Origin of the sequence: Chryseobacterium balustinum, from assembly GCF_900168205.1 — a bacterium.
GTDB classification, from domain to species: Bacteria; Bacteroidota; Bacteroidia; order Flavobacteriales; family Weeksellaceae; genus Chryseobacterium; species Chryseobacterium balustinum.
On sequence record NZ_FUZE01000004.1, the window covers coordinates 67,001 to 88,503 of the forward strand.

Here is a 21,503-nt window from a genome sequence, read left to right on the forward strand (position 1 = left end):
TAATTGTATTTAAAATTATTCGTGTATTCGTGGCTTATCAATTTTAAAAACAAAACTAAAATCATTAAATGAATCAATTTTCAATCATCGGGGCCGGAATCGGAGGTTTAACGTTAGGAAATATTCTAAAACAGCAACATTTAGATTTTATCATTTATGAATCTGCTCCGGAAATAAAACCTGTCGGAGCAGGAATTATGATGGCTGTGAATGCGATGCAAATTTTTGGCAAATTGGGTTTAAAAGAGAAAATTGAAAATGCAGGAAATAGAATTCACGGAATATCTATTACGGATGAAAAGCTGAAAACTATTTCTACAACGAATGTTTTAGCTTTAGAAAAGAAATTCAATTCTTGCAATGTTGCCATTCACAGGGCTGAACTTCAGAATATTTTAGCTGAAAATTTAGGTCTTGAAAATATAAAACTCAATCATTCTTTATTTGAAATTAATAAGAAAGAAAATTATCTTTTAGAATTTGAAAATGGTTTTACAACAGAAAGTAAAATTGTTTTTGGAGCCGATGGAATTCATTCTAAGATCAGGAACCAGATCTTTAAAACTGGAAACATTCGAAATGCCGGACAAAAATGTTGGCGTGGTTTAACCGACCTTGAACTTCCCGAAAAATACAATCATCATGCTTTGGAAATCTGGGGAAAAGGAAAACGTTTTGGTTTTGTAAAAATTTCAGAGCAAAAAGTCTATTGGTACGCTTTGGTGAATGAAAATAAATTCAGAGAAAACCTTGATTTAATTGAAACCTTCAAAGATTTTGACTCATTGGTTTTGCAAATTTTAGAAGCAACAAAACCGGAAAATATTATTCTAAATAATATCATAGATCTCACTCCTATTCCGAAATGGTATGCTGAAAATCTTTGTTTGATTGGTGATGCAGCTCACGCAACCACTCCAAATATGGGACAAGGCGCTTGTCAATCAATTGAAGATGCTTATGTGATTGGAAAATTGTTAGAAAGAAATAGAGATTTTAATTCAGTCTTTGAAGAGTTTCAGAAAATCAGAAGAAAAAAAGTTGATACGATCGTTAAAAATAGCTGGACAATCGGTAAAATTTCTCAGTGGGAAAAAGGAAATCAAATCCGGAATTTTTTGATGCGCTCTATTCCTGAAAGTATTAATCAGAAAATGGTAGAAAAGATTTTAAAACTGGAGATATAAAAAAAGAAACTCGCTTTGAGTTTCTTTTTTTATTATTTTATTTCAGACTTTACTGAGCCGCATTTAAGCATTGAGCTTCCGTAGTAAGGATTGATAATTTGTTTTTCGTTACTCAGCCAACTCCCTTCAGCCATAGGGCAATATTGTACAAAAATGGTTTTATCAGAGATCTTGTTTTCTTTAGCCACAGCAATCATCACATCAGATAATCTGTAAAACGGTTTTCTTTGTGCATCGATATTTTTTGCAAAAGAAATTATTTTTGCATCAGATTTTAAAGAATTCAATTTTTTCTCATCTAAAGATTTTGAATTTATTGAAGATACAGTTTTAAGAAATTCTCCTGCTGCAACTGAAGTTTTCTTAAAATCATCCGAAGCCAAAGCAGATTTTACAGAAATGTAATTCTGATATAGTTTTGATAATTGAGGATTCGTTTTCGACTGTGCAGTTACAGATAAAACGGTAAATACTGAAAACAGAAAAGTGATGATGTATTTTTTCATTTTAATTTCACAAATTATGTTTTTTTAAATGCCACGAATGCACGAATAATTTTTAACAAATTAATTTAAATATAAAATTCGTGTATTCGTGGCAAAAAACTTTTATATATTTTATTTAAGCTTAAATTCAAGCTTTACATTAAAAAATCTTCCAGTCAGACGTACCGGAACCGGATACATGATACTACTATTCGCATCGGTAATCCATTGGTTGGCAATTGTATTATTGATATTAAATGCGTTGAAAACCTGAACACCTAAAGTTAATTCATCAAAATTACTCAAGAAACCATAGGTTTGTTTTTTTGCTTCAGCATCTACAAACGCATATGAAAGCCCCAAATCTACCCTTTTATAAGAAGGTAAAGTTTTTTGATACTGATAAGGATCTGTGAAAACCGGCGCTCCGTTTGGTAATCCCATCGCATATGTTAAGGTAAGGTTTACACGCATTTGTGGGAATTTTGGCATATAATCCTGATAAAACATTGCAAATCTGAATCTCTGATCTGTCGGTCTCGGAATATTTCCTCTTCCGTCAATATTTTCAAAAACTCTTGCATAACTTGCAGAAAGCCAAGAATCTACACCGGGAACAAATTCACCAAATAATCTTGTATCAATTCCGTAAGCGTAACCTGAAGCATTATTTTGTCCCGAATAACGAATTCTCACATTATCCATATAATACGGAATTACATTATCCATTTTTTTATAATATAATTCTGTGGTTAATTTAAATGGTCTGTTTTCAAACTCAAACTCAGTTTCATTAGCTAAAATTGCCTGAATAGATCGTTGAGATTTTATATTAGGATTAAAATTACCATTCAGATCTTTAATTTCTTTATAAAAAGGAGCTTGATAATACACACCTCCTGAAAGTCTGAACCACATTTCTGTATTCCAGTCTGGTTTTATTGCAAACTGAGCTCTTGGCGAGAAAATAGTCTCGTCATTGAAACTCCAGTGTGCAACTCTGGCTCCACCATTTACCAAAACTTTACTTGCACCCCAGTAAAACTTCTGAGAATACTGTGCATAAGCCGATAATCTTGTTGGCTGAATATGATTAGCTCCAGAAATACTGTAAAATAAATCTAAATCTGAAGCATCTGGAAACCTAGGATCATCAACTGGATGCGGAATGCTGTAACCCGAAGAGTCTACTAACTTCCATTCGTTGGTTAAATCTCGAAGATTTTCTTTTTCATATTTAAAACCTAACTCGATATCGGTATTCACATTCGGTGAAAAACGGGTTCTGAATTGTGTTCCATACGTTCTTACAAAAAGATCATTTCTTGCATGCTCAATTTGTCCTCCAACATCATAAGACGTGATCGGAGTTCCCGTAATAGGATCAAAAGTCTGCAGAATATAGCTTGATGCAATAGAATAATATTCTCTTTCACGATTTTGATAAGAGAAGCTATCGAGTGTAAATCTCCATTTATCAGACGGTTTATAGTTGGCTGAAACTGTACCCATCATATTTTTATACTGGTCATTTTCTTTACCGTTATAAAAAACAGATAGATTAATCGGCTGATTTATCGTTCCAAAATCTACGCTTCGTTCTTTAGGAACCATTTCATAATCATTCTTAGAATAATATCCGATGAATGAAAGTGAAAGTTTGCTGGTTACATGATAATTCAGATACGACTGAAAATCATAATATGTTGGATTAAAATCGGTGTCTTCATTTAAAGTATTCAGAACCAGATTGGTATTTCTATATCTTCCGGAAAATAAAGCCGTAAATTTTCTGTTTCCGTTTTCATCTTCTTTTCCTGATGCAAAACCTGTAGTCAATCTTCCACCAATTAAACTCGCTTCACCGGAAAGTTCAAACTTTTTAGGTTCACGATAATAAATATTTAAAGCAGAAGACATTTTATCACCATATCTAGGTTCAAAACCTCCTGCAGAAAAGTTAACTGCAGAAACCATATCCGGATTGATGATACTTAAACCTTCCTGCTGAGAATTTCTGATTAGGAAAGGTCTGTAAATTTCAATATCATTAATGTAGATAAGATTTTCGTCATAGTTTCCACCACGCACCATGTATTGTGAAGAAAGCTCGGTGTTTGAGTTTACCGACGGAAGTGTTTTTAGCATTCCTTCTACACCGCCAGAAATACTTGCGACATTTTTGGCATCTTTAGCTGAAATTCTTACTGCGGTAACATCGTTGGTTCTCCCGGTAACTTTTTTCTGGAAAACAACTTCCTCAATATTGGTAACCCTTATGGTCGTAGTATCTCTTTTTCTTGCTTGTGAGAATACCAAGACAGGTACCATAAGGCTTAGTGGTAAAACTAGTTTTTTCAAAAGGAATTATTTATAATTTCTAAAATTAAGTATTTTTTAACAATTATAGTATAGATTCTCTAACTCTTGTGAGTTTTTGTAATAAATCTTCCAATAAATCTAATCTTAGCATGTTTGCCCCATCAGAAAGCGCCGTTTCTGGAGTAGGATGAGTTTCTATAAAGAGTCCGTCTGCACCCACAACAATTCCTGCTTTAGCAATCGTTTCGATAAGATCAGGTCTTCCACCTGTAACTCCTGAACTTTGATTAGGCTGCTGTAAAGAATGCGTAACATCCAGAATTACCGGAGCATATTCTCTCATCGTAGGAATTCCTCTGTAATCAACGATTAAATCGGTATATCCAAAAGAATTTCCTCTTTCTATAATTGCTACTTTTTGATTATTTGAATCAGTAATTTTCTGAACGGCAAACTTCATTGATTCCGGAGAAAGAAATTGCCCTTTTTTCAAAGTAACACACTTTCCTGTTTCAGCTGCAGCTACCAAAAGATCTGTTTGACGAACTAAAAACGCAGGAATCTGAAGCACATCAACATATTGTGCCGCCAAAGCAGCGTGCTCGTTTTCGTGAATATCTGTTGTTGTAGGAATATTGAACGTCTCTCCTACTTTTTTAAGAATTTCCAAAGATCTTTCTTCGCCAATTGTTGTGAAAGAATCTACTCTACTACGGTTGGCTTTTTTAAAACTTCCTTTAAAAATATAAGGAATATTATATTTATTGGTCAGCTCAATTACTTTTTCAGCAATTCTTAATGCCATGTCTTCGCCTTCGATAATGCATGGTCCTGCAATTAAGAAAAAGTTTTTTGAATCTTTGTGCTGTATGTTATCTAAATGTTGAATCATTATTTTTATTTAAATTAAAAGTTCAGTAAAAATACTGAGAAAGTTTTATAATTGGAAATTATTTATAGACTTAACCTGTAAACGATTTTTAGGATTAAAAATTATTTTTAAAAATAAAAATTAAAGATTGCTTCGTTTCTCGCAATGACAAGAAAAAGTATTAAATTTTCTTAAGAATCTTCTCAAAAGTATTAATATTTCTGCTGGTAAATTGATCTTTCAGACTTTTTTTACCTAAAACTTTTCCAAAGCTGGAATCTAATGTATTTCCTTTTGAAACCTGCCAATAAAAGATATTATTGACAATTTCTGATTTTTCGTTTTCAGATTTTGAAGCATTTTCAAACTCATTCATTAATACATTCTCTACATTTTCGCTTCCTACAAAAGCGTATGTATGGAAATTTTCATTCTTTTCAAAAGGATTTTTAGTCCAATACAACTCTGTTTCTTCTGCTGTTTTTACAAACAGAAATGCTTCATAATTAAAATATTCAGACATTGCTTTTTCGAGAATTGTTTTAAGATCACTTATATTTTTATCTGAACTGAAAATAATATTTCCCGAAGCTAAAACCGAGCTTACATTTTCCATTCCTGCATCATTGAAAACTTTGCAGACTTCTGCCATTTTCATGTTGGTTCCTTTTACGTTAACGCCACGGAGAAAAGCACAGTATTGCATAAGTTTTAAAGTTTTAGAGTTTTAGAGTTTTAGAGTTTTAGAGTTCAAAATTACTTTTTACTTTTTACTTTAATATAAGTTATTTTACCTTTTCATATAAGTTATAATCTGTTCCTGAAGGTTTCAGCTTATAAATTTTTTCTAAAATAGAATATTCACTTTTCAGATGATTTTTTATTCTGAATTCATTCAAAAGACGGTAATGTGTTTTATAATATTCTGCATCTTTGCCTTCAAAAAGATTATTGTAAGAAAGTAAATATTTCGGTTTTCTGTGTTTAACGGTGTTTAACCAATAATTGGGTTTATCTTTTTTTATTTCTTCCTGAATTTGTTTATCAACCAATCCGACTTCATCAATCGTTTTTAAGCCTGAAAAATAAGGAACATAACCAGCTGGTTCTAATAAAATCCACTGTTTTTTATCTTTTTCATAAACATTTAAAAACAATCCGATTGATCTTCTATAGTTCCATTCGCCATTTCCTGTTGCAATAGAATGTACAGTTTGAAAAGCTACCATCGGTAAGATATAAATGAGAATCAATAAAGTCAGCCAGAGGTTTCTTTTCACTTTCTGCTCTAAAATAAAGATCAAGACAGGAACAAAAAGTAAGATCTGCGGAACCCAATAATACCAGTCGAATAAACTTTTTTGCGAAAGAAAAACAATTTGTTTTGTCCACGCAAACAGAAAAATAATCCAAAGAAAATAGTTTCTTTTTTCGCGCTGTCTTATTAAATAAATAAAACAAAGAAGCTCAAAAAGAGCAATCACAATAGTAATCGGATTAAAATCTCCAGGTAATTTCAGCATTCCCCAAAAGTTCCCATAATTTAATCTGAAATATTCTATATTTTGCTGTAGAGTAAATACTTGATCATACGCTAGTTTTTTTGCTACAATCGTATTATTCACCCACTCACCAAAATAAAACCAGTTGAAAGAAACACATATAGCAATTCCTAAAATTCCACCTAAAATATAATTCCATCGGAGTTTTTTGTTCCAAAAAATATCAACTAAAAAAACAATTCCGAGAAAAATGACAGTATCGATTCTTGTGAATAATATTAAAATAGGAAGTAAAATAAAAGCCCATTTTTTCTCTTTTTTAAAGCCATAATAAAGCAAAGCCATTTCAAGGAAAAACAGAATTCCATATTCCATTCCGAGGATTGAAATCTTTATTGAAGGAGGTAAAATCCCAAATAAAAAGATGAAAATTGCTTTATGCCAATTGTTTTTAAATAAAAGATGTGACAGAAATAAGCTTCCAATCGTAAAAAGTATGGTATTGAAAATAAGCAAAGGCTCTATAAAATTCTCTTTTCCGAAAATAATATTGAAAATATAGGATACAAAAACGTACAAATGCGTTGTAGAAGCCGAAATTTTAGTGGCACCATTAAAGCCGATCACTCCATAATCCATGAGATTTTGAGCAACCCGCCAAGTGATAAATGCATCCTCCTGAATGTGGTGCGTGAGTAAAAAATAAAGTTTTGCAATAATTGCAAAAAATACGGCGTAGATTGGGAGATTCTTGTTTTGAGATTCAGCCATTGCGTTTTTTTAGTTACACAAAGATAATTCTAAATTTCAGGAATATCAACATAAAAAAAACGGAACCGAAGTTCCGTTTTAAGTATTTATTTTATTGTGTTGCTTTAATAATTGCGCTGGTAATCTGATCTTCTTTTTCTTTAGCATAAGTAGAATCAAACGGCTCCATTATATCAAATAAATATTGATAAAATGGCGTTATTTTCTGTACTTTTTCAGATTCTTTCATTGCTTTTTCTTTGCCCATTTGCTGAAGGTCTTTAATGAATACATTAAATTTCTTATCAACAGGCTCAATAGATTTCACAAGATAATTGTAAGCTTTCTCAGGTTGTCCTAATTTTTTATAAGCATCGGTTACTGAGGTTACAACTAATGAATATTCCATAGGTTTTGATCTCATTGGTCTTCCTGCGAATCTCTGCTCAGAAGGACTTAAAGATAAATAATAATCATATTCTTCAAAAATTCCTTTTTTAAGAATTTCAGCCAGTTTCAAGCCTTTCTCTTCTTGTCCTGCAACGATATATCCGTAAACCATTGAACTTAAAGAACGAGGATCATTATATTTTTCTGCAGGAATTTCTTTTGATGCAAGATCTAATAATTCTAAAGCTTTTGCTTTCTGACCAGATAATGCTAAAGCTGCAGCTGCTCTGCTTGCAGAACTTCTGTAGCTCATAATATTTGAAGTTGCCGTTTCATCAAAATGAACCTTCAAGTCTTTGAAATTACCCCATCTGTAGTTTTTCACAACATTATATAATGAGTTTGCATCTACTCTTCCCATTTCTCCGTCACTACTTCTTGGCGTATGAATCGGAACCAATCTGTAGCTGAAACCGTCAAATTGAAGATATTCGTCTAAGAAGAAAATATTTTCGCTTTCATAAACACCTCCTGAAGAGAAATTAATCGGACGTTTCCAATCGAAGTTTGCCAAAATATCAAACATCATCAGGTTATTTTTGTATAAAGTTCCTGATTTATAATCAACCACAATCTGATCTACCGTATTAGGAAGGTCTGAAGCATTGATGATTCCTGCTTTCACCGCGTTTGCTTTGTTTACAGGAATTACAAATTTATTTACCGGAAGGAAATTATATTTTTCGTAACGCTCCTCACCAAAAATCATTTTTAAAACTTCATCTTTTTCAGGAGATTTCATTTTAATAAAATTCATTGCCTCTTTCAAAGTCATAGAATCCTGAACCAAATATTTCTGGAACGGCGCTATTGCACTTTCTGGAGCCCCAGCTTCTTGTAGATTAGCGATGATATTTTTCCAATCATTCTTTTTCATTAGATAAATCTGGTCATTCACACCATCTCTGTAATCTTCATGATTAAGCTGACTAGGAATAGGATTAGAATTATAGGTTTTTCTTTTTACTTGATCAATATTCCAAGGAGTTGATAGTAAAGTAAAATTAACCACTTTCACATCATCACGGAATCTCTCTGTCTCCTGCATTGCCCAAACCGGATAAGTATCATTATCACCGTAAACAAATAAAATATCTTCTTTTGGTAATGATTTTAATACTGAATAAGAATAATCGTATGCTGTATATCTGTTGCTTCTGTCGTGTACATTATAGTTTTGGAAACCCATCATAAATGGAACTCCTAACAAAATAACTCCGAAGCCTATATTTGCTGCGTTCGACTTTACTTTAGACTGTAAATACCATAAAATTCCTCCGGCTCCCAGACCAATCCAAATAGCGAAAGCATAGAACGAACCAACCATTGCATAATCTCTTTCTCTCGGTTCGAAAGGTTTTACTCCGGTATAGAAAATAATTCCGACACTTGTTAAAATAAATAAAGATAATATTGCATAAAATCTTCCAAAATCTCTGTTAAACTGGAAATAACATCCTAAAATACCTAATAATAATGGTAAGAAGAAAAATGCTACTGTACTTTCATTTTTGAATTTTGCAGGCATCGCATCCTGATTTCCCCAAAGAGCATTATCGATTGGTGCAATTCCTGAAATCCAGTTTCCTTTTGTGTTTTCGCTGTTTCCTTCAAGGTCATTCTGTCTTCCAACATAGTTCCACATCAAATATCTCAAGAAATAATATCCATTTTGGAATGAAATAAAATAATCCATATTCTGAGCCAAAGAAGGCTTTTGAACCGTGATTAAATTATAAGGTCTTACTTTTAAATAATCTGATGCGGTAATCGTTCCGTCTTCATATTTCGCTCTCAGTTCGTCGAAAATTTGTTTTGCTTCCGGGCTGTCTGCCACATCTTCATTTGCATAATTAAATTTAAAATCCGGTGCGCCGTACATAGAAATGTAATTTGACATTACATCTTTATCATCGTTGAACATTCTTGGCATTAAGCTCACATGAGACTTATCAAAAATATAATTAAAACGCTCACTCGTTTTTCTGTAAGTACCTGTTTTTTCGTCTTTTTCGTAAACTTCTCCGGTCTTTTTAGTTTTAAAACTACCGTCTTCGTTTTTCTGAATTCCGTTTGCATCCAGGAAAGCAGTATAGTTTTGACCATAAATTGTAGGCCAGTCTCCATATTGTTCTCTGTTGTAATAATCAAGCATACCAATTGCAGTATCCGGATCATTCAGGTTCATTGGCGGATTAGCATTGGCTCTGATTGGAATTACCATCCAACAAGAGAAACCAATAATCATATAAACTATAGATAAGGCTACCGTTTGAAAAATATTTTTCTTAGACTGTCTTGCATATTTTATAAGGAAATAGCAAAGCGCTACCATTATGATAAAGCCAGCAATTGTTCCAGAGTGGAAAGGTAATCCTAAACCATTTACAAAGAAGATTTCAAGTTTTCCAAATAAAGACATGATTACAGGGAAGATAATTTTAAATACAAGAATTAAAATTCCTAAAGTAATCAAGTTTGCAAAAATGAAGTTTTTCCAGGTAAATGTATAGTTTCTTGCGTAGTAAACTAAACATACAGCAGGAATAGCAAGCATTCCCATCATGTGAACTCCTACAGAAAGCCCCAAAATAAAGAAGATTAAAATAATCCATCTTTCATTGTCTTTCTCAAGATATTCGTTTTCCCATTTCGTAATCAACCAAACCAGAAGAGCAATAAACATCGATGTCATCGAGTATACTTCTCCTTCCACTGCTGAAAACCAAAACGTATCAGAAAAGGTAAAACACAAAGCACCGATAAGTCCTGCAAAAAGAATAGAAATCTCCTGATGTTTTGTAATTTCTTCAAAATCTTTGTTGAGAAGTCTTCTTACAAAATGAGTAATCGTCCAGAACAAAAACAAAATTGTAAATGCACTGAATAATGCCGACATTCCGTTGATAACAATAGAGTAATTTTCACCTTTACCAAAAGCAAAAATGGCAGCTACTGCTCCCACAATCTGAAATAAAGCAGCTCCGGGAGCATGCGTTACTTCTAATTTTACTGCTGAAGAAATGTACTCACCACAATCCCAAAAACTAAAATTGGGTTCCATAGTTGATAAGTACGTGAAAAATGCAATAACGAAAGTCACCCATCCGAGAAGGGTATTCCATTGCCTAAAAGTCCAGTTTTTCATAGTATAAAATCAATTATGCGAAAATAAGGTTTTTAGATTAGTTTAAATTAATTTTAACAAAATTTAAAAATTATGGCGTGGTTTTTGTGTAGTTCGGTAGGCTGCAAGCAAAAATAAATCACCTATTTATACAAATAGCGAACTTATAATTGAGTAAAAGTTTAAGAATTATTTATTTTTTTGTATTTTTGCGGTCAGATTTTTATTTGAAAAATAACAAATAATGAGTAATGTTTACGATAATATTCTTGGCTTGATTGGGAACACTCCTTTAGTGAAACTTAATACAGTGACTAAAGAAATTCCTGCAAAAATTTATGCCAAGTTAGAATCATATAATCCTGGACATTCCACAAAAGATAGAATCGCACTTCATATTATTGAAAACGCTGAGAAAAAAGGTTTATTAAAGGAAGATTCAGTAGTTGTAGAAACTACTTCCGGAAATACAGGTTTTTCACTTGCAATGGTTTGCATCATCAAAGGATACAAATGTATTCTTGCCGTAAGTGATAAAACAAAAGCTGAAAAAATAGCTTATCTGAAAGCTCTTGGTGCTACAGTATATATATGTCCTGCGAATGTACCTGCGAATGACCCGAGATCGTATTATGAAGTAGCAAAAAGAATTGCTGCAGAAACCCCCAATTCCGTTTATATCAATCAGTATTTTAATGAACTGAATATTGATGCCCACTATCAGACCACAGGTCCTGAAATTTGGGAACAGACTGAAGGTAAAATCACTCACCTTTTTGCATGTACAGGAACTGGTGGAACTTTATCTGGTTCTGCAAAATTCTTAAAAGAGAAAAATCCAGATATTAAAATTATCGGTGTTGATGCAGACGGATCTATTTTGAAGAGTTTCCATGAAACCGGTAAAATTCACAAAGAAGATGTACATCCTTACCAAATTGAAGGAATGGGAAAAAATTTAATTCCTTCTGCTCTTTTATTTGATAAAGTAGATGAATTTGTGAGAGTAAATGACGAAATGTCGGCTTACAGAACCCGTGAACTTGCTTTGAAAGAAGCCATCATGGGCGGTTATACAACAGGAGCTGTTACTCAGGGATTAATGCAATATGCACAGTCTCATGAGCTAACTGAAAATGACTTTGTGGTGATGATTTATCCGGATCACGGCTCACGTTATATTACAAAAGTATACAGTGATAAATGGATGGAGGAACAAGGTTTTATTAATAACTGTTTCCATAACTATGATGAAGTTTTCAAAACAGAATTCATCAAATAACAAGAATAAATTAATACAAATTAAGCCTTTTAGTAAATTACAAAGGGCTTTTTTACATAAAACATACTCATACAATGGTAGATATTTTTGAAAGAATAAAACAAAATCCAGGCCCACTAGGTCAGTTTGCAGATTACGCAGAAGGATATTTTGTATTCCCAAAACTTGAAGGTCCAATTGGCCCGAGAATGAAATTTCAAGGTAAAGATGTAATTTTTTGGAGCGCTAACGATTATTTAGGATTGTGTAATCATCCTGAAGTTTTAGAAGCGGATGCAAAAGCGGCTGCAGAATTCGGAATGTTTTATCCGATGGGTGCAAGAGCGATGTCTGGAGAAACTCAGCAACATCAACAATTAGAAAAAGAATTGGCCGAATTTACTCAAAAAGATGCAGCTTATCTTCTAAATTTCGGTTATCAAGGGATGGTTTCATGTATTGATGCTTTGGTAACAAGACATGATGTTATCGTTTATGATGCAGATTCTCACGCTTGTATCGTAGATGGAGTTCGTCTTCACATGGGAAAAAGTTTTACTTTCAAACATAATGACATCGAGAGTTTAGAGAAAAACTTAGCGAGAGCAACCAAAGTGGCTGAAGAAAACGGCGGAGGGATCTTAGTGATTACTGAAGGAGTTTTCGGAATGAGAGGAATGCAGGGGAAACTAAAAGAAATTTGTGATTTAAAATCTAAATTCAATTTCAGACTTTTGGTTGATGATGCACACGGTTTCGGAACTTTAGGTAAAACCGGAGCTGGAGCTGGTGAAGAGCAAGGATGTCAAGATCAGATCGATGTTTACTTCTCAACGTTTACTAAATCTATGGCTGGTTTCGGAGCATTTCTTTCTGCGGATGAAAATATTATTAGATTTTTAAAATACAATCTTCGTTCTCAGATTTTCGCAAAATCTTTAACAATGCCAATGGTAATTGGAGGTTTAAAAAGATTAGAATTATTAAGAACGCGCCCAGAAATTAAAGATAAATTATGGGAAAACGTAACTAAACTTCAAAACGGATTAAAAGAAAGAGGTTTCAATCTTGGAAACACTAATACTTGTGTAACGCCAGTTTTCATAAAAGGAACGACAATTGAAGCTACACTTTTAGCAAAAGATTTAAGAGAAAATTACGGTGTATTTACTTCAGTTGTAGTATATCCTGTAATTCCAAAAGGAATGATTTTATTGAGATTAATTCCTACTGCTTCACACACAGATTCAGAAATTAATGAAACTTTAGCTGCTTTTGAAGGCATCAAAGAAAAATTAGAATCTGGAGAATATGCCGAAATGGAAAAACAAATGAACATCGAGTACAAACAAATGTAATTTGATTTCGTTTAAATATATATATAGAACCGTTAGAATTTTCTAGCGGTTTTTTTCAAAACAAATTCATCTGAAAAATCTTAAAGATTTAAAATAACTTTGTAAAAAATTCCTTTTGAAAGATCTTCTTCTCATCACTCCTCCTTTTACGCAACTCAACACTCCTTATCCGGCGACAGCTTATATTAAAGGTTTTCTTAATACTAAAAATATTTCAAGCTATCAAATCGATTTGGGGATAGAAGTGATCTTGGAGTTATTTTCAAGAGATGGAATTCAAAAAATATTTGATACTGAAATTGATCTACAGAATATTTCAGAAAACTCACAGCGGATTTTTGCTTTAAGAGATGAATATTTAAAAACAATAGATCAGGTTATTTTATTTCTTCAGAATAAAAATCCTACTTTGGCAAGGCAGATTTGTTCGATGAATTTTCTTCCCGAAGCTTCCCGATTCAATCAGCTTGATGATATGGAATTTGCTTTCGGAAATATGGGTCTTCAGGATAAAGCTAAACATTTGGCTACATTATATTTAGAAGATTTATCTGATTATATTGTTGAAAATGTAGATTCTGATTTTGGTTTCAGCAGATATGCCGAAAGATTAGGAAAATCTGCCAATTCTTTTGATGAATTATATTCGAAATTAAATGACAGTCAGACATTTATTGATGATTTTACTTTAAAAATTCTCCATGAAAAATTAGAATCAGTTCAGCCAAAATTGGTGTGCTTTTCAATTCCTTTTCCTGGAAATTTGTATTCTGCTTTTCGATCTGCAAAATTTATAAAAGAAAATTATCCTCACATTAAAACTGCGATGGGTGGTGGTTTTCCGAATACTGAATTAAGAGAAATTAAAGATGAAAGAGTTTTTGAATTTTTCGATTTCATCACTTTAGATGATGGTGAAGTTCCTCTTGAGTTGGTGTATGAAAACGTTTGTCATTCTGAGCGAAGCGAAGAATCTCGATTCAAAAGAACTTTTTTAATTGAAAACCAAGAAGTTACTTACAAAAATAATTCTACCAAGCACGATTACAAACAATCGGAAATAGGAACTCCGGATTATACTGATTTACAATTAGATAAATATATTTCTGTCATTGAAATTGCCAATCCGATGCACAGTTTATGGAGCGACGGAAGATGGAATAAATTGACAATGGCACATGGTTGCTATTGGGGAAAATGTACTTTCTGTGATATTTCTTTAGATTACATAAAAATTTATGAACCCATTTCTGCCAAAATTTTGGTTGACAGAATGGAAGAATTAATTAAAACAACCGGTGAAACCGGATTTCATTTTGTAGACGAAGCTGCTCCTCCCGCTCTGATGCGAGAAGTTGCTTTGGAAATTTTACGAAGAAATTTGGTTGTAACCTGGTGGACAAATATTCGTTTTGAAAAAAGTTTCACTCAGGATCTATGTTTTCTTTTAAAACTTTCGGGTTGCGTTGCGGTTTCGGGCGGTCTTGAAGTTGCAAGTGACCGATTGCTAAAGTTAATCGACAAAGGAGTTTCTGTAGATCAGGTGGCAAAAGTTACCAAAAATTTTACTGAGGCAGGAATTATGGTTCATGCCTATTTGATGTACGGCTACCCTACTCAAACCATTCAGGAAACTGTAGATTCTTTGGAAATGGTTCGTCAGCTTTTTGAAATGGGAATTTTACAGAGTGGTTTTTGGCATCAGTTTGCAATGACGGCACATTCTCCGGTCGGACAAAATCCTGAAGAATTCGGAGTTACTCCAATTAAGCAGGAAATTAAGTTTGCCAATAACGATATTGATTTTACAGATAAAACCGGAATCGATCACAGCAAATTTAGTTTTGGGTTGAAAAAATCACTGTTCAATTTCATGCACGGAATTAATTTTGAAATTCCTCTGCAGGATTGGTTTGATTTTAAAATTCCAAAAACAACCGTTCATCCTGACTATGTTCATGATTGTTTATTAGATGAAGATCAATTTAGTTTTAAAGGAAATTCTAAAATTGTATTTTTAGCGAAAAACGTAATCGCTGAGAATTACATAAAAACAAAAAAACACAACTCATGGACGTACACCAGCATTACGTTCCATTTACGAACCAACATTGTTAAGATAGAATTAGAGCAGGAAAAAGCAGATTGGCTGATAAAAATCATTTTTGAAAATACTTTTGAAAATCCGAAACGCATTACGCTTCAGCAACTGAAGGTTAATTTTGAAGAAAACTTTGAAGATTTTGAATTGTTCTGGTTTTCAAAACCAATACAACAGCTAAAAGAAAACGGAATTATTTTGAGTTTGTAAATTTTGAATAATTTTTGTCCAAAAATTTTTATTGTATAGAAAATAAACATCAATTTGTCATCCCGAAAGAATCTTCGTATTAATATTAAAAAATAGATAATCATTTTTACTCGTAACACATAATTTAACGCAAAGGCAAACAAAGGATATTAAAATCTAACCGTTTTCAAGCTTACACTTAGCAAAAAATACAAAAATTATAAAATATTAGAGATTGCAGATAAGTATTTAAAAAATTATTGTTTAGATTAATATGGAAATACAAGCTTTAAAATAAAAAATCCTGAAAATAATTTTCAGGATTTTTTTGTTTTGGCTAGAAGCTAATTAAACTTTATTTTTTGTCTTTTTCAACCCCATCTTTTATTACTTCACCAACAATTATCTTGTCCTGAACTTTAATAAAATTAGGATCTAAAATTGCCATTCTCTCGGCAAGAGCTTTATAAGTGGGAAATTTCAAGATAGAAGCCCTGCCAGACATTTCTCTGTACAAAGTAAAAACTTTACCACCTGCTGTGGTAATTCTTTTTGTGGTGGTACTGTATCTGCCTATTAATTTACTTTTAGCATCATAAATTTCAATATCTATAAATGTTTTATCCGAAATAGTATCTTCAGAACCAAAACTTACGGGTAAATTGGTGAAATACCCAACAGGAACACCATTACTTAAAATTTCACCTACATTGTTGACTGTAATATTTAATCTGTCAATTTTAGATCGTATACTATAAGCTTCTTTTGTTTTTGTATCCAGCTTACGTTTGGGCATATTTTTGAAAAGCTCATCTAGATTTTTCACATTAATTCCTCTATCATCAATAATTTTCAAAGCTTTAATTGAAGTATAAACTGCAGATTTTTCATCTCCCGAAAATGCCGACGGAGAAATATAGTCCATATCTAAAGTTTTATCGCGATTATAGACACGATTAAGCTTTATATAGCTGTCTCTTACAGAATCTACTACGCTTTTATCAATAAACTCCATCGTGAAAATAGGAGTTTCCTTTAGATCCATAAAAGTATATTCCCCAGATTTACTGGCGATTTTTGCAACATGAATTCCGTCTAAACTAACAATGCCTCTTTTCGTTTTAATAATTTGAGCATTTAGAATGAAGCCCAAAACTGTAAAGAACATGATTAAACTTTGTTTCATAAAATCAGATTTTACAAAGCATAAAAAAAGTGTAACCAAAGTTACACTTTTTTGAAAATATATTTAGCTTCGATTTTAATTATTCGCAAAGGATAATTCCTTTTTCATTATTAAATTCTACAACACCGCTTTTGATAGGGTAAGAGAAAAACTCGCTTTGATTTTCATTTTCTTTGGTAAAATTATTAGCATAAGCCTCCCCTACAGATTTTGTAAAAAGCTTTACTTTACCGCCAGATAATGAAGAAACAATTCCTGCGTGGTTTTTCATAAGGTGAAATTCACCATTTTTCCCAGGCAGCAATACTGAGTCTACTTCTCCTTCAAAAACTACGTATTCTGGTGTTAAAATTTTTATATTCATTTTAATTTAGATTAAAAGATTAAAAGATTGAAGATTAAAAGATTTTTGACAAAAACTGTCTCTCATCTCAGGTCTAAAAATCTTATGTCTAATTTATTAAGCGTTGTCCGCTAACATTTTTTGTCCAGCTTCTATTGCTTCTTCGATAGTTCCTTTCAAGTTGAAAGCAGCTTCTGGTAAGTGATCTAATTCACCGTCCATAATCATCGTAAATCCTTTGATAGTATCTTTGATATCTACTAATGAACCTTTAAGACCTGTAAACTGTTCAGCAACGTGGAAAGGCTGAGATAAGAATCTCTGAACTTTTCTAGCTCTGTAAACGACTGATTTATCTTCTTCAGAAAGTTCTTCCATACCAAGGATTGCGATAATATCTTGCAATGCTTTGTATCTCTGAAGAATTTCTTTTACTCTCTGAGCACAGTTATAATGTTCTTCACCGATAATTTCCGGAGCCAATATTCTTGACGTAGAAGCCAATGGATCTACTGCAGGATAAATACCTAATGAAGCAATTTTTCTATCTAATACAGTTGTTGCATCTAAGTGAGCAAACGTTGTAGCAGGAGCCGGGTCAGTTAAATCATCCGCAGGTACGTAAACCGCCTGTACTGAAGTAATTGAACCATTTTTAGTTGAAGTAATTCTTTCCTGCATCGCACCCATTTCAGATGCCAATGTTGGTTGGTAACCTACCGCAGAAGGCATACGACCCAAAAGTGCAGATACCTCAGAACCAGCTTGTGTAAAACGGAAGATATTATCTACGAAGAAAAGTACATCTCTTCCTTGTCCTGTTTCACCACCATCTCTGTAGTATTCAGCTAAAGTAAGACCAGAAAGTGCTACTCTTGCTCTTGCTCCAGGTGGCTCGTTCATTTGTCCGAAAACGAATGCAGCTTTAGAATCTTTCATTACTTCTAAATCTACTTTAGAAAGATCCCAACCTCCGTTTTCCATAGAGTGCATAAATTCATCACCGTATTTGATAATACCTGATTCTAACATCTCTCTCAAAAGGTCATTTCCTTCTCTCGTTCTTTCACCTACTCCGGCAAAAACAGAAAGACCACCGTGTCCTTTTGCAATATTGTTAATCAACTCCTGAATCAATACAGTTTTACCTACACCTGCACCACCGAACAAACCAATTTTACCTCCTTTTGAGTAAGGCTCTACTAAGTCGATTACTTTAATACCTGTGAATAAAACTTCTGCAGAAGTTGAAAGTTGATCAAATTTTGGAGCTGGTCTGTGAATAGGAAGACCACCTTCCTTAGAAATATTTTGAAGCCCGTCGATAGCATCCCCAACAACGTTGAATAGTCTTCCGTTAACGGCATCACCGATTGGCATAATAATAGGATTTCCGTATCCGATTACCTCCTGACCTCTTTTAAGACCATCAGTTGCATCCATTGCGATACATCTTACAGTATCTTGACCGATATGCTGCTCTACTTCTAATACTACTTTTTCACCGTTTTCTTTTGTAATCTCCAAAGCATCATAAATACTTGGTATAGCTTCTACATTATTAAAAACTACGTCGATTACAGGACCAATAATTTGAGAAATTTTTCCTTTAATTTGGTTTGCCATTGCTAAATTTTTTCTTGGTGCAAATATAATGATTCTTCACAAACCTGCAATTGCTAAAAAAAAGATTTTTATCATACTTTTTTTAACAATTTAGCAATATAACAATCTAGCAATTTACCAATAAATGACTCCATAAAGTGCTTATTTTTATTGTTACATTATTACATTGGTAAATTGTTACATTAATAAGTACATTATACCTATATTTGCAGTCAAATTTTTTTCATCTTGAAAGTTTTCAGAAATTTTAGTGATTATCCCTCTCAAAAGCCTCTGGCGTTATCTTTGGGAATGTTTGACGGAGTTCATCTCGGTCATAAATGTATCATCGACGAACTAAAAAAAGTGGGCTCTTCCCATCATCTGGAAACTGCAGTTCTTACTTTTTGGCCACATCCTAGATTTGTGTTCAATCCTAATGAAGACCTTAAACTTCTAAATACATTAGATGAAAAGACTTTATTAATGGAAAAATATGGCATTAATAATTTATTTTTAAAAGAATTTGATGATGAGTTCAGAAATCTTACGGGTGAAGAATTTGTGCGTCAGATCTTAATTGATAAATTAAACGTAAAATATTTAATCATTGGTTATGATCATTCTTTCGGTAAAAATAAAAGCGGAAATTTTGAATTGCTTCAAAAACTTTCTAAAGAATTAGATTTTGAGGTAGAGCAAATGGAAGCTATTAACATCCACGAAAATAATATCAGCTCAACAAAAATCAGAAATGCTTTATTGGCAGGTAATATTTTAGAGGCTAATGAAATGTTGGGTTACTCCTACTCTGTTTCCGGAACGGTTGTACATGGGAAAAAATTAGGAAGAACGATCGGTTATCCAACCGCCAATATCGAAATAGAATCTATTAAACTTTTACCTAAAAAAGGAGCTTATATTGTTGAAGTTCTAGTAAATAATCAGCAATATAAAGGAATGTTGAGTGTAGGAACCAACCCGACCGTTAATGGTGACAAGTTAACCGTTGAAGTTTATATTCTTGATTTTGAAGGAGATATTTACGATGAAAAAATCACTGTGAAATTCAGAGATTTTCTTCATGAGGAAATTAAATTTGAAGGTTTAGAAAAATTGATTGAAAGGCTGGATGAGGATAAAAGACTAACTGAGGCTTTTAGTTTTTAGAAAAAAATATTCTTAAATATTCTTAGGAATCAAAAGCTTAAAACAGCAGATCGTAAAGAAATAATTAAGCTTTCATTCAATTCAAATTTTGCAATATATCTGAAAATGATACATCCGAGAATAAAAGCAAAGATTGTTATACCAATTTATTTCGTCATTTTGTTTATTGATTTTATTTAAGAATTTTCAATTTCTTCTTTCGCTTTTTTCGTCAACGATTTAAACACCAAATCATATGATTGGTCAATCATTTTTAAAATTAAATCTCTTTTTAAACCATCCATAGAAACAGAATTCCAGTGGGTTTTATTCATGTGAAAAGCACCTGTAATCTGTGGATGCTGCTCACGAAGTTCTTCGCTCCATTCGGGATCAGTTTTTACATTGATACTTAAAGGCTGTCTTTCTAAAGACATCAACAGAAAAATTTTGATTCCTACTTTTAAAACTAAAGTTTCGTTATCGAACGGAAAACTTTCTGTCACTCCTTTTTTTGCAAGACAATAATCTAAAATTTCGTTGGCATTCATTTCGTATGAGTAATAAGTAATTGGTAATGAATAATAATCAATAAACGATAATTGATGAATAAAAATTATAATTAATATTTTAATTTAACTGAAAGATCTTTTATCTTTTATCTTTTATCTTTTATCTTAAATAATTATCTCAAATTTAGTAAATTTAAGAAAGAAAAATACCATCATACAAACTACATTATTATGAAAGCTTTAGTAATCGGTGCTACAGGTGCTACAGGAAAAGATTTGGTACATCAACTTTTACAGGATAACGATTTTGAAGAGGTTACTGTTTTTGTAAGAAAACCAATATCTATTCAAAATGAAAAGTTAAAGACTCATGTCGTTGATTTTGAAAAATATGAAGACTGGAAAAATCTTGTGAAAGGTGATGTCGCTTTTTCTTGCCTCGGAACGACTCTAAAAGCTGCCGGAAGCAAAGATGCACAACGAAAAGTTGATTTTGATTATCAGTACCAGTTTGCAAAAGCAGCAAAAGAAAATAATGTAGATGATTATATTCTGGTTTCGGCTTATGGAGCTAATCCTAAATCCAAAATATTTTACTCTAAAATGAAAGGCGAATTGGAAGAAGCCGTAAAAAAACTTCATTTTAATAAAATCACAATTTTTAAACCTGGAATGCTCGAAAGAAAAGATTCTGAAAGAACCGGGGAAGTCTTAGGAAGCAGAATTATTAAATTTGCCAATAAGCTAGGTCTTTTTGAAAGCCAAAAACCTTTACCTACCGATATCTTAGCTAAAGCAATGATTAATTCTTCCAAAATAAAAAGCAATGGCTATTCGAGTATCAAGCTTGGAAATATTTTTTGTTTTGCTGAGAAAAGCAATACTTAAAGCCTCCTAAAAACTTCAATTAAAATAAACTCATTGTCTCACAGATCTTAAAAATTGTTAAACTGCCACGAATGCACGAAATACATTTGTTAAAAAATATTCGTGAATTCGTGGCAGTTTTACTTTTATATTTTAAAATCATAAAATTTAGGCAAACTGTTAATTATTTAAAAACAAAAAAATCGCCTCAAAATGAGACGATTTTCTTTATAATAAA

General features: G+C 32.5%; 16 protein-coding genes. 6 read left to right on the top strand and 10 right to left on the bottom strand.

The genetic code is table 11. The features are described 5' to 3' along the window. The first annotated feature begins 68 nt into the window (after positions 1-68). The gene (locus tag B5X64_RS07450) at positions 69-1,187 is read left to right on the top strand and encodes an FAD-dependent monooxygenase (RefSeq protein ID WP_079464630.1); all 1,119 of its coding nucleotides are present in this window, start codon (positions 69-71) and stop codon (positions 1,185-1,187) included. A 32-nt stretch (positions 1,188-1,219) separates the two neighbouring features. Here the strand turns inward: B5X64_RS07450 and B5X64_RS07455 are convergent, their stop codons facing one another. The 6 genes from B5X64_RS07455 to B5X64_RS07480 all read right to left on the bottom strand — a co-directional run bounded on the left by B5X64_RS07455 (position 1,220) and on the right by B5X64_RS07480 (position 10,715). Then, positions 1,220-1,693 (bottom strand): DUF3347 domain-containing protein, encoded by a 474-nt coding sequence (locus B5X64_RS07455; RefSeq protein ID WP_079464631.1) that lies wholly within the window; start codon positions 1,691-1,693, stop codon positions 1,220-1,222. A gap of 111 nt (positions 1,694-1,804) precedes the next feature. Further along, a complete protein-coding gene (locus B5X64_RS07460) occupies positions 1,805-4,033 on the bottom strand; it encodes a TonB-dependent receptor plug domain-containing protein (RefSeq protein WP_079464632.1) in 2,229 nt (742 codons plus the stop codon). A 43-nt stretch (positions 4,034-4,076) separates the two neighbouring features. Beyond that, positions 4,077-4,886, bottom strand: coding sequence for a 3-deoxy-8-phosphooctulonate synthase (kdsA, locus tag B5X64_RS07465; protein WP_079464633.1), 810 nt, complete (start codon positions 4,884-4,886; stop codon positions 4,077-4,079). A gap of 160 nt (positions 4,887-5,046) precedes the next feature. After that, entirely contained in the window at positions 5,047-5,571 is a 525-nt protein-coding gene (locus B5X64_RS07470) for a DUF1697 domain-containing protein (protein ID WP_079464634.1), read from the bottom strand. A 79-nt stretch (positions 5,572-5,650) separates the two neighbouring features. Continuing rightward, positions 5,651-7,138, bottom strand: a complete 1,488-nt coding sequence (locus B5X64_RS07475; RefSeq protein WP_079464635.1) for an LTA synthase family protein — start codon at positions 7,136-7,138, stop codon at positions 5,651-5,653. Positions 7,139-7,229: 91 nt separating this feature from the next. After that, positions 7,230-10,715: a glycosyltransferase family 117 protein gene (locus B5X64_RS07480; RefSeq protein ID WP_079464636.1), complete on the bottom strand. Its 3,486-nt coding sequence runs from the start codon at positions 10,713-10,715 to the stop codon at positions 7,230-7,232. Between the two features lie 223 nt (positions 10,716-10,938). On the opposite strand from B5X64_RS07480, the gene B5X64_RS07485 reads away from it, so the two are divergent. From B5X64_RS07485 to B5X64_RS07495, 3 genes are all read left to right on the top strand, one after another. Beyond that, positions 10,939-11,976 carry a PLP-dependent cysteine synthase family protein gene (locus B5X64_RS07485; RefSeq protein WP_066676628.1) on the top strand — a complete coding sequence of 346 codons (1,038 nt, stop codon included), beginning with the start codon at positions 10,939-10,941 and terminating at the stop codon, positions 11,974-11,976. A gap of 74 nt (positions 11,977-12,050) precedes the next feature. Further along, positions 12,051-13,313, top strand: a complete 1,263-nt coding sequence (locus tag B5X64_RS07490) for an aminotransferase class I/II-fold pyridoxal phosphate-dependent enzyme (protein WP_079464637.1) — start codon at positions 12,051-12,053, stop codon at positions 13,311-13,313. 115 nt (positions 13,314-13,428) lie between these two features. Continuing rightward, positions 13,429-15,624: a B12-binding domain-containing radical SAM protein gene (locus B5X64_RS07495; RefSeq protein WP_079464638.1), complete on the top strand. Its 2,196-nt coding sequence runs from the start codon at positions 13,429-13,431 to the stop codon at positions 15,622-15,624. Positions 15,625-15,958: 334 nt separating this feature from the next. On the opposite strand, the gene B5X64_RS07500 is transcribed toward B5X64_RS07495, so the two are convergent. The 3 genes from B5X64_RS07500 to atpD form a co-directional block, all read right to left on the bottom strand. Beyond that, a complete protein-coding gene (locus B5X64_RS07500; RefSeq protein ID WP_079464639.1) occupies positions 15,959-16,789 on the bottom strand; it encodes a hypothetical protein in 831 nt (276 codons plus the stop codon). Positions 16,790-16,868: 79 nt separating this feature from the next. After that, entirely contained in the window at positions 16,869-17,153 is a 285-nt protein-coding gene (locus tag B5X64_RS07505; protein WP_066676671.1) for a FoF1 ATP synthase subunit delta/epsilon, read from the bottom strand. Between the two features lie 96 nt (positions 17,154-17,249). Continuing rightward, a complete protein-coding gene (gene atpD / locus B5X64_RS07510) occupies positions 17,250-18,758 on the bottom strand; it encodes a F0F1 ATP synthase subunit beta (RefSeq protein ID WP_079464640.1) in 1,509 nt (502 codons plus the stop codon). A gap of 228 nt (positions 18,759-18,986) precedes the next feature. On the opposite strand from atpD, the gene B5X64_RS07515 reads away from it, so the two are divergent. Further along, entirely contained in the window at positions 18,987-19,907 is a 921-nt protein-coding gene (locus B5X64_RS07515; RefSeq protein WP_079464641.1) for a bifunctional riboflavin kinase/FAD synthetase, read from the top strand. Between the two features lie 176 nt (positions 19,908-20,083). Here B5X64_RS07515 and B5X64_RS07520 read toward each other — a convergent pair whose 3' ends face one another. Further along, positions 20,084-20,437: an MmcQ/YjbR family DNA-binding protein gene (locus B5X64_RS07520; RefSeq protein WP_079464642.1), complete on the bottom strand. Its 354-nt coding sequence runs from the start codon at positions 20,435-20,437 to the stop codon at positions 20,084-20,086. Between the two features lie 192 nt (positions 20,438-20,629). Between B5X64_RS07520 and B5X64_RS07525 the strand changes: the two genes are divergently transcribed. Further along, entirely contained in the window at positions 20,630-21,286 is a 657-nt protein-coding gene (locus B5X64_RS07525; RefSeq protein ID WP_079464643.1) for an NAD(P)H-binding protein, read from the top strand. Positions 21,287-21,503: the final 217 nt, after the last annotated feature.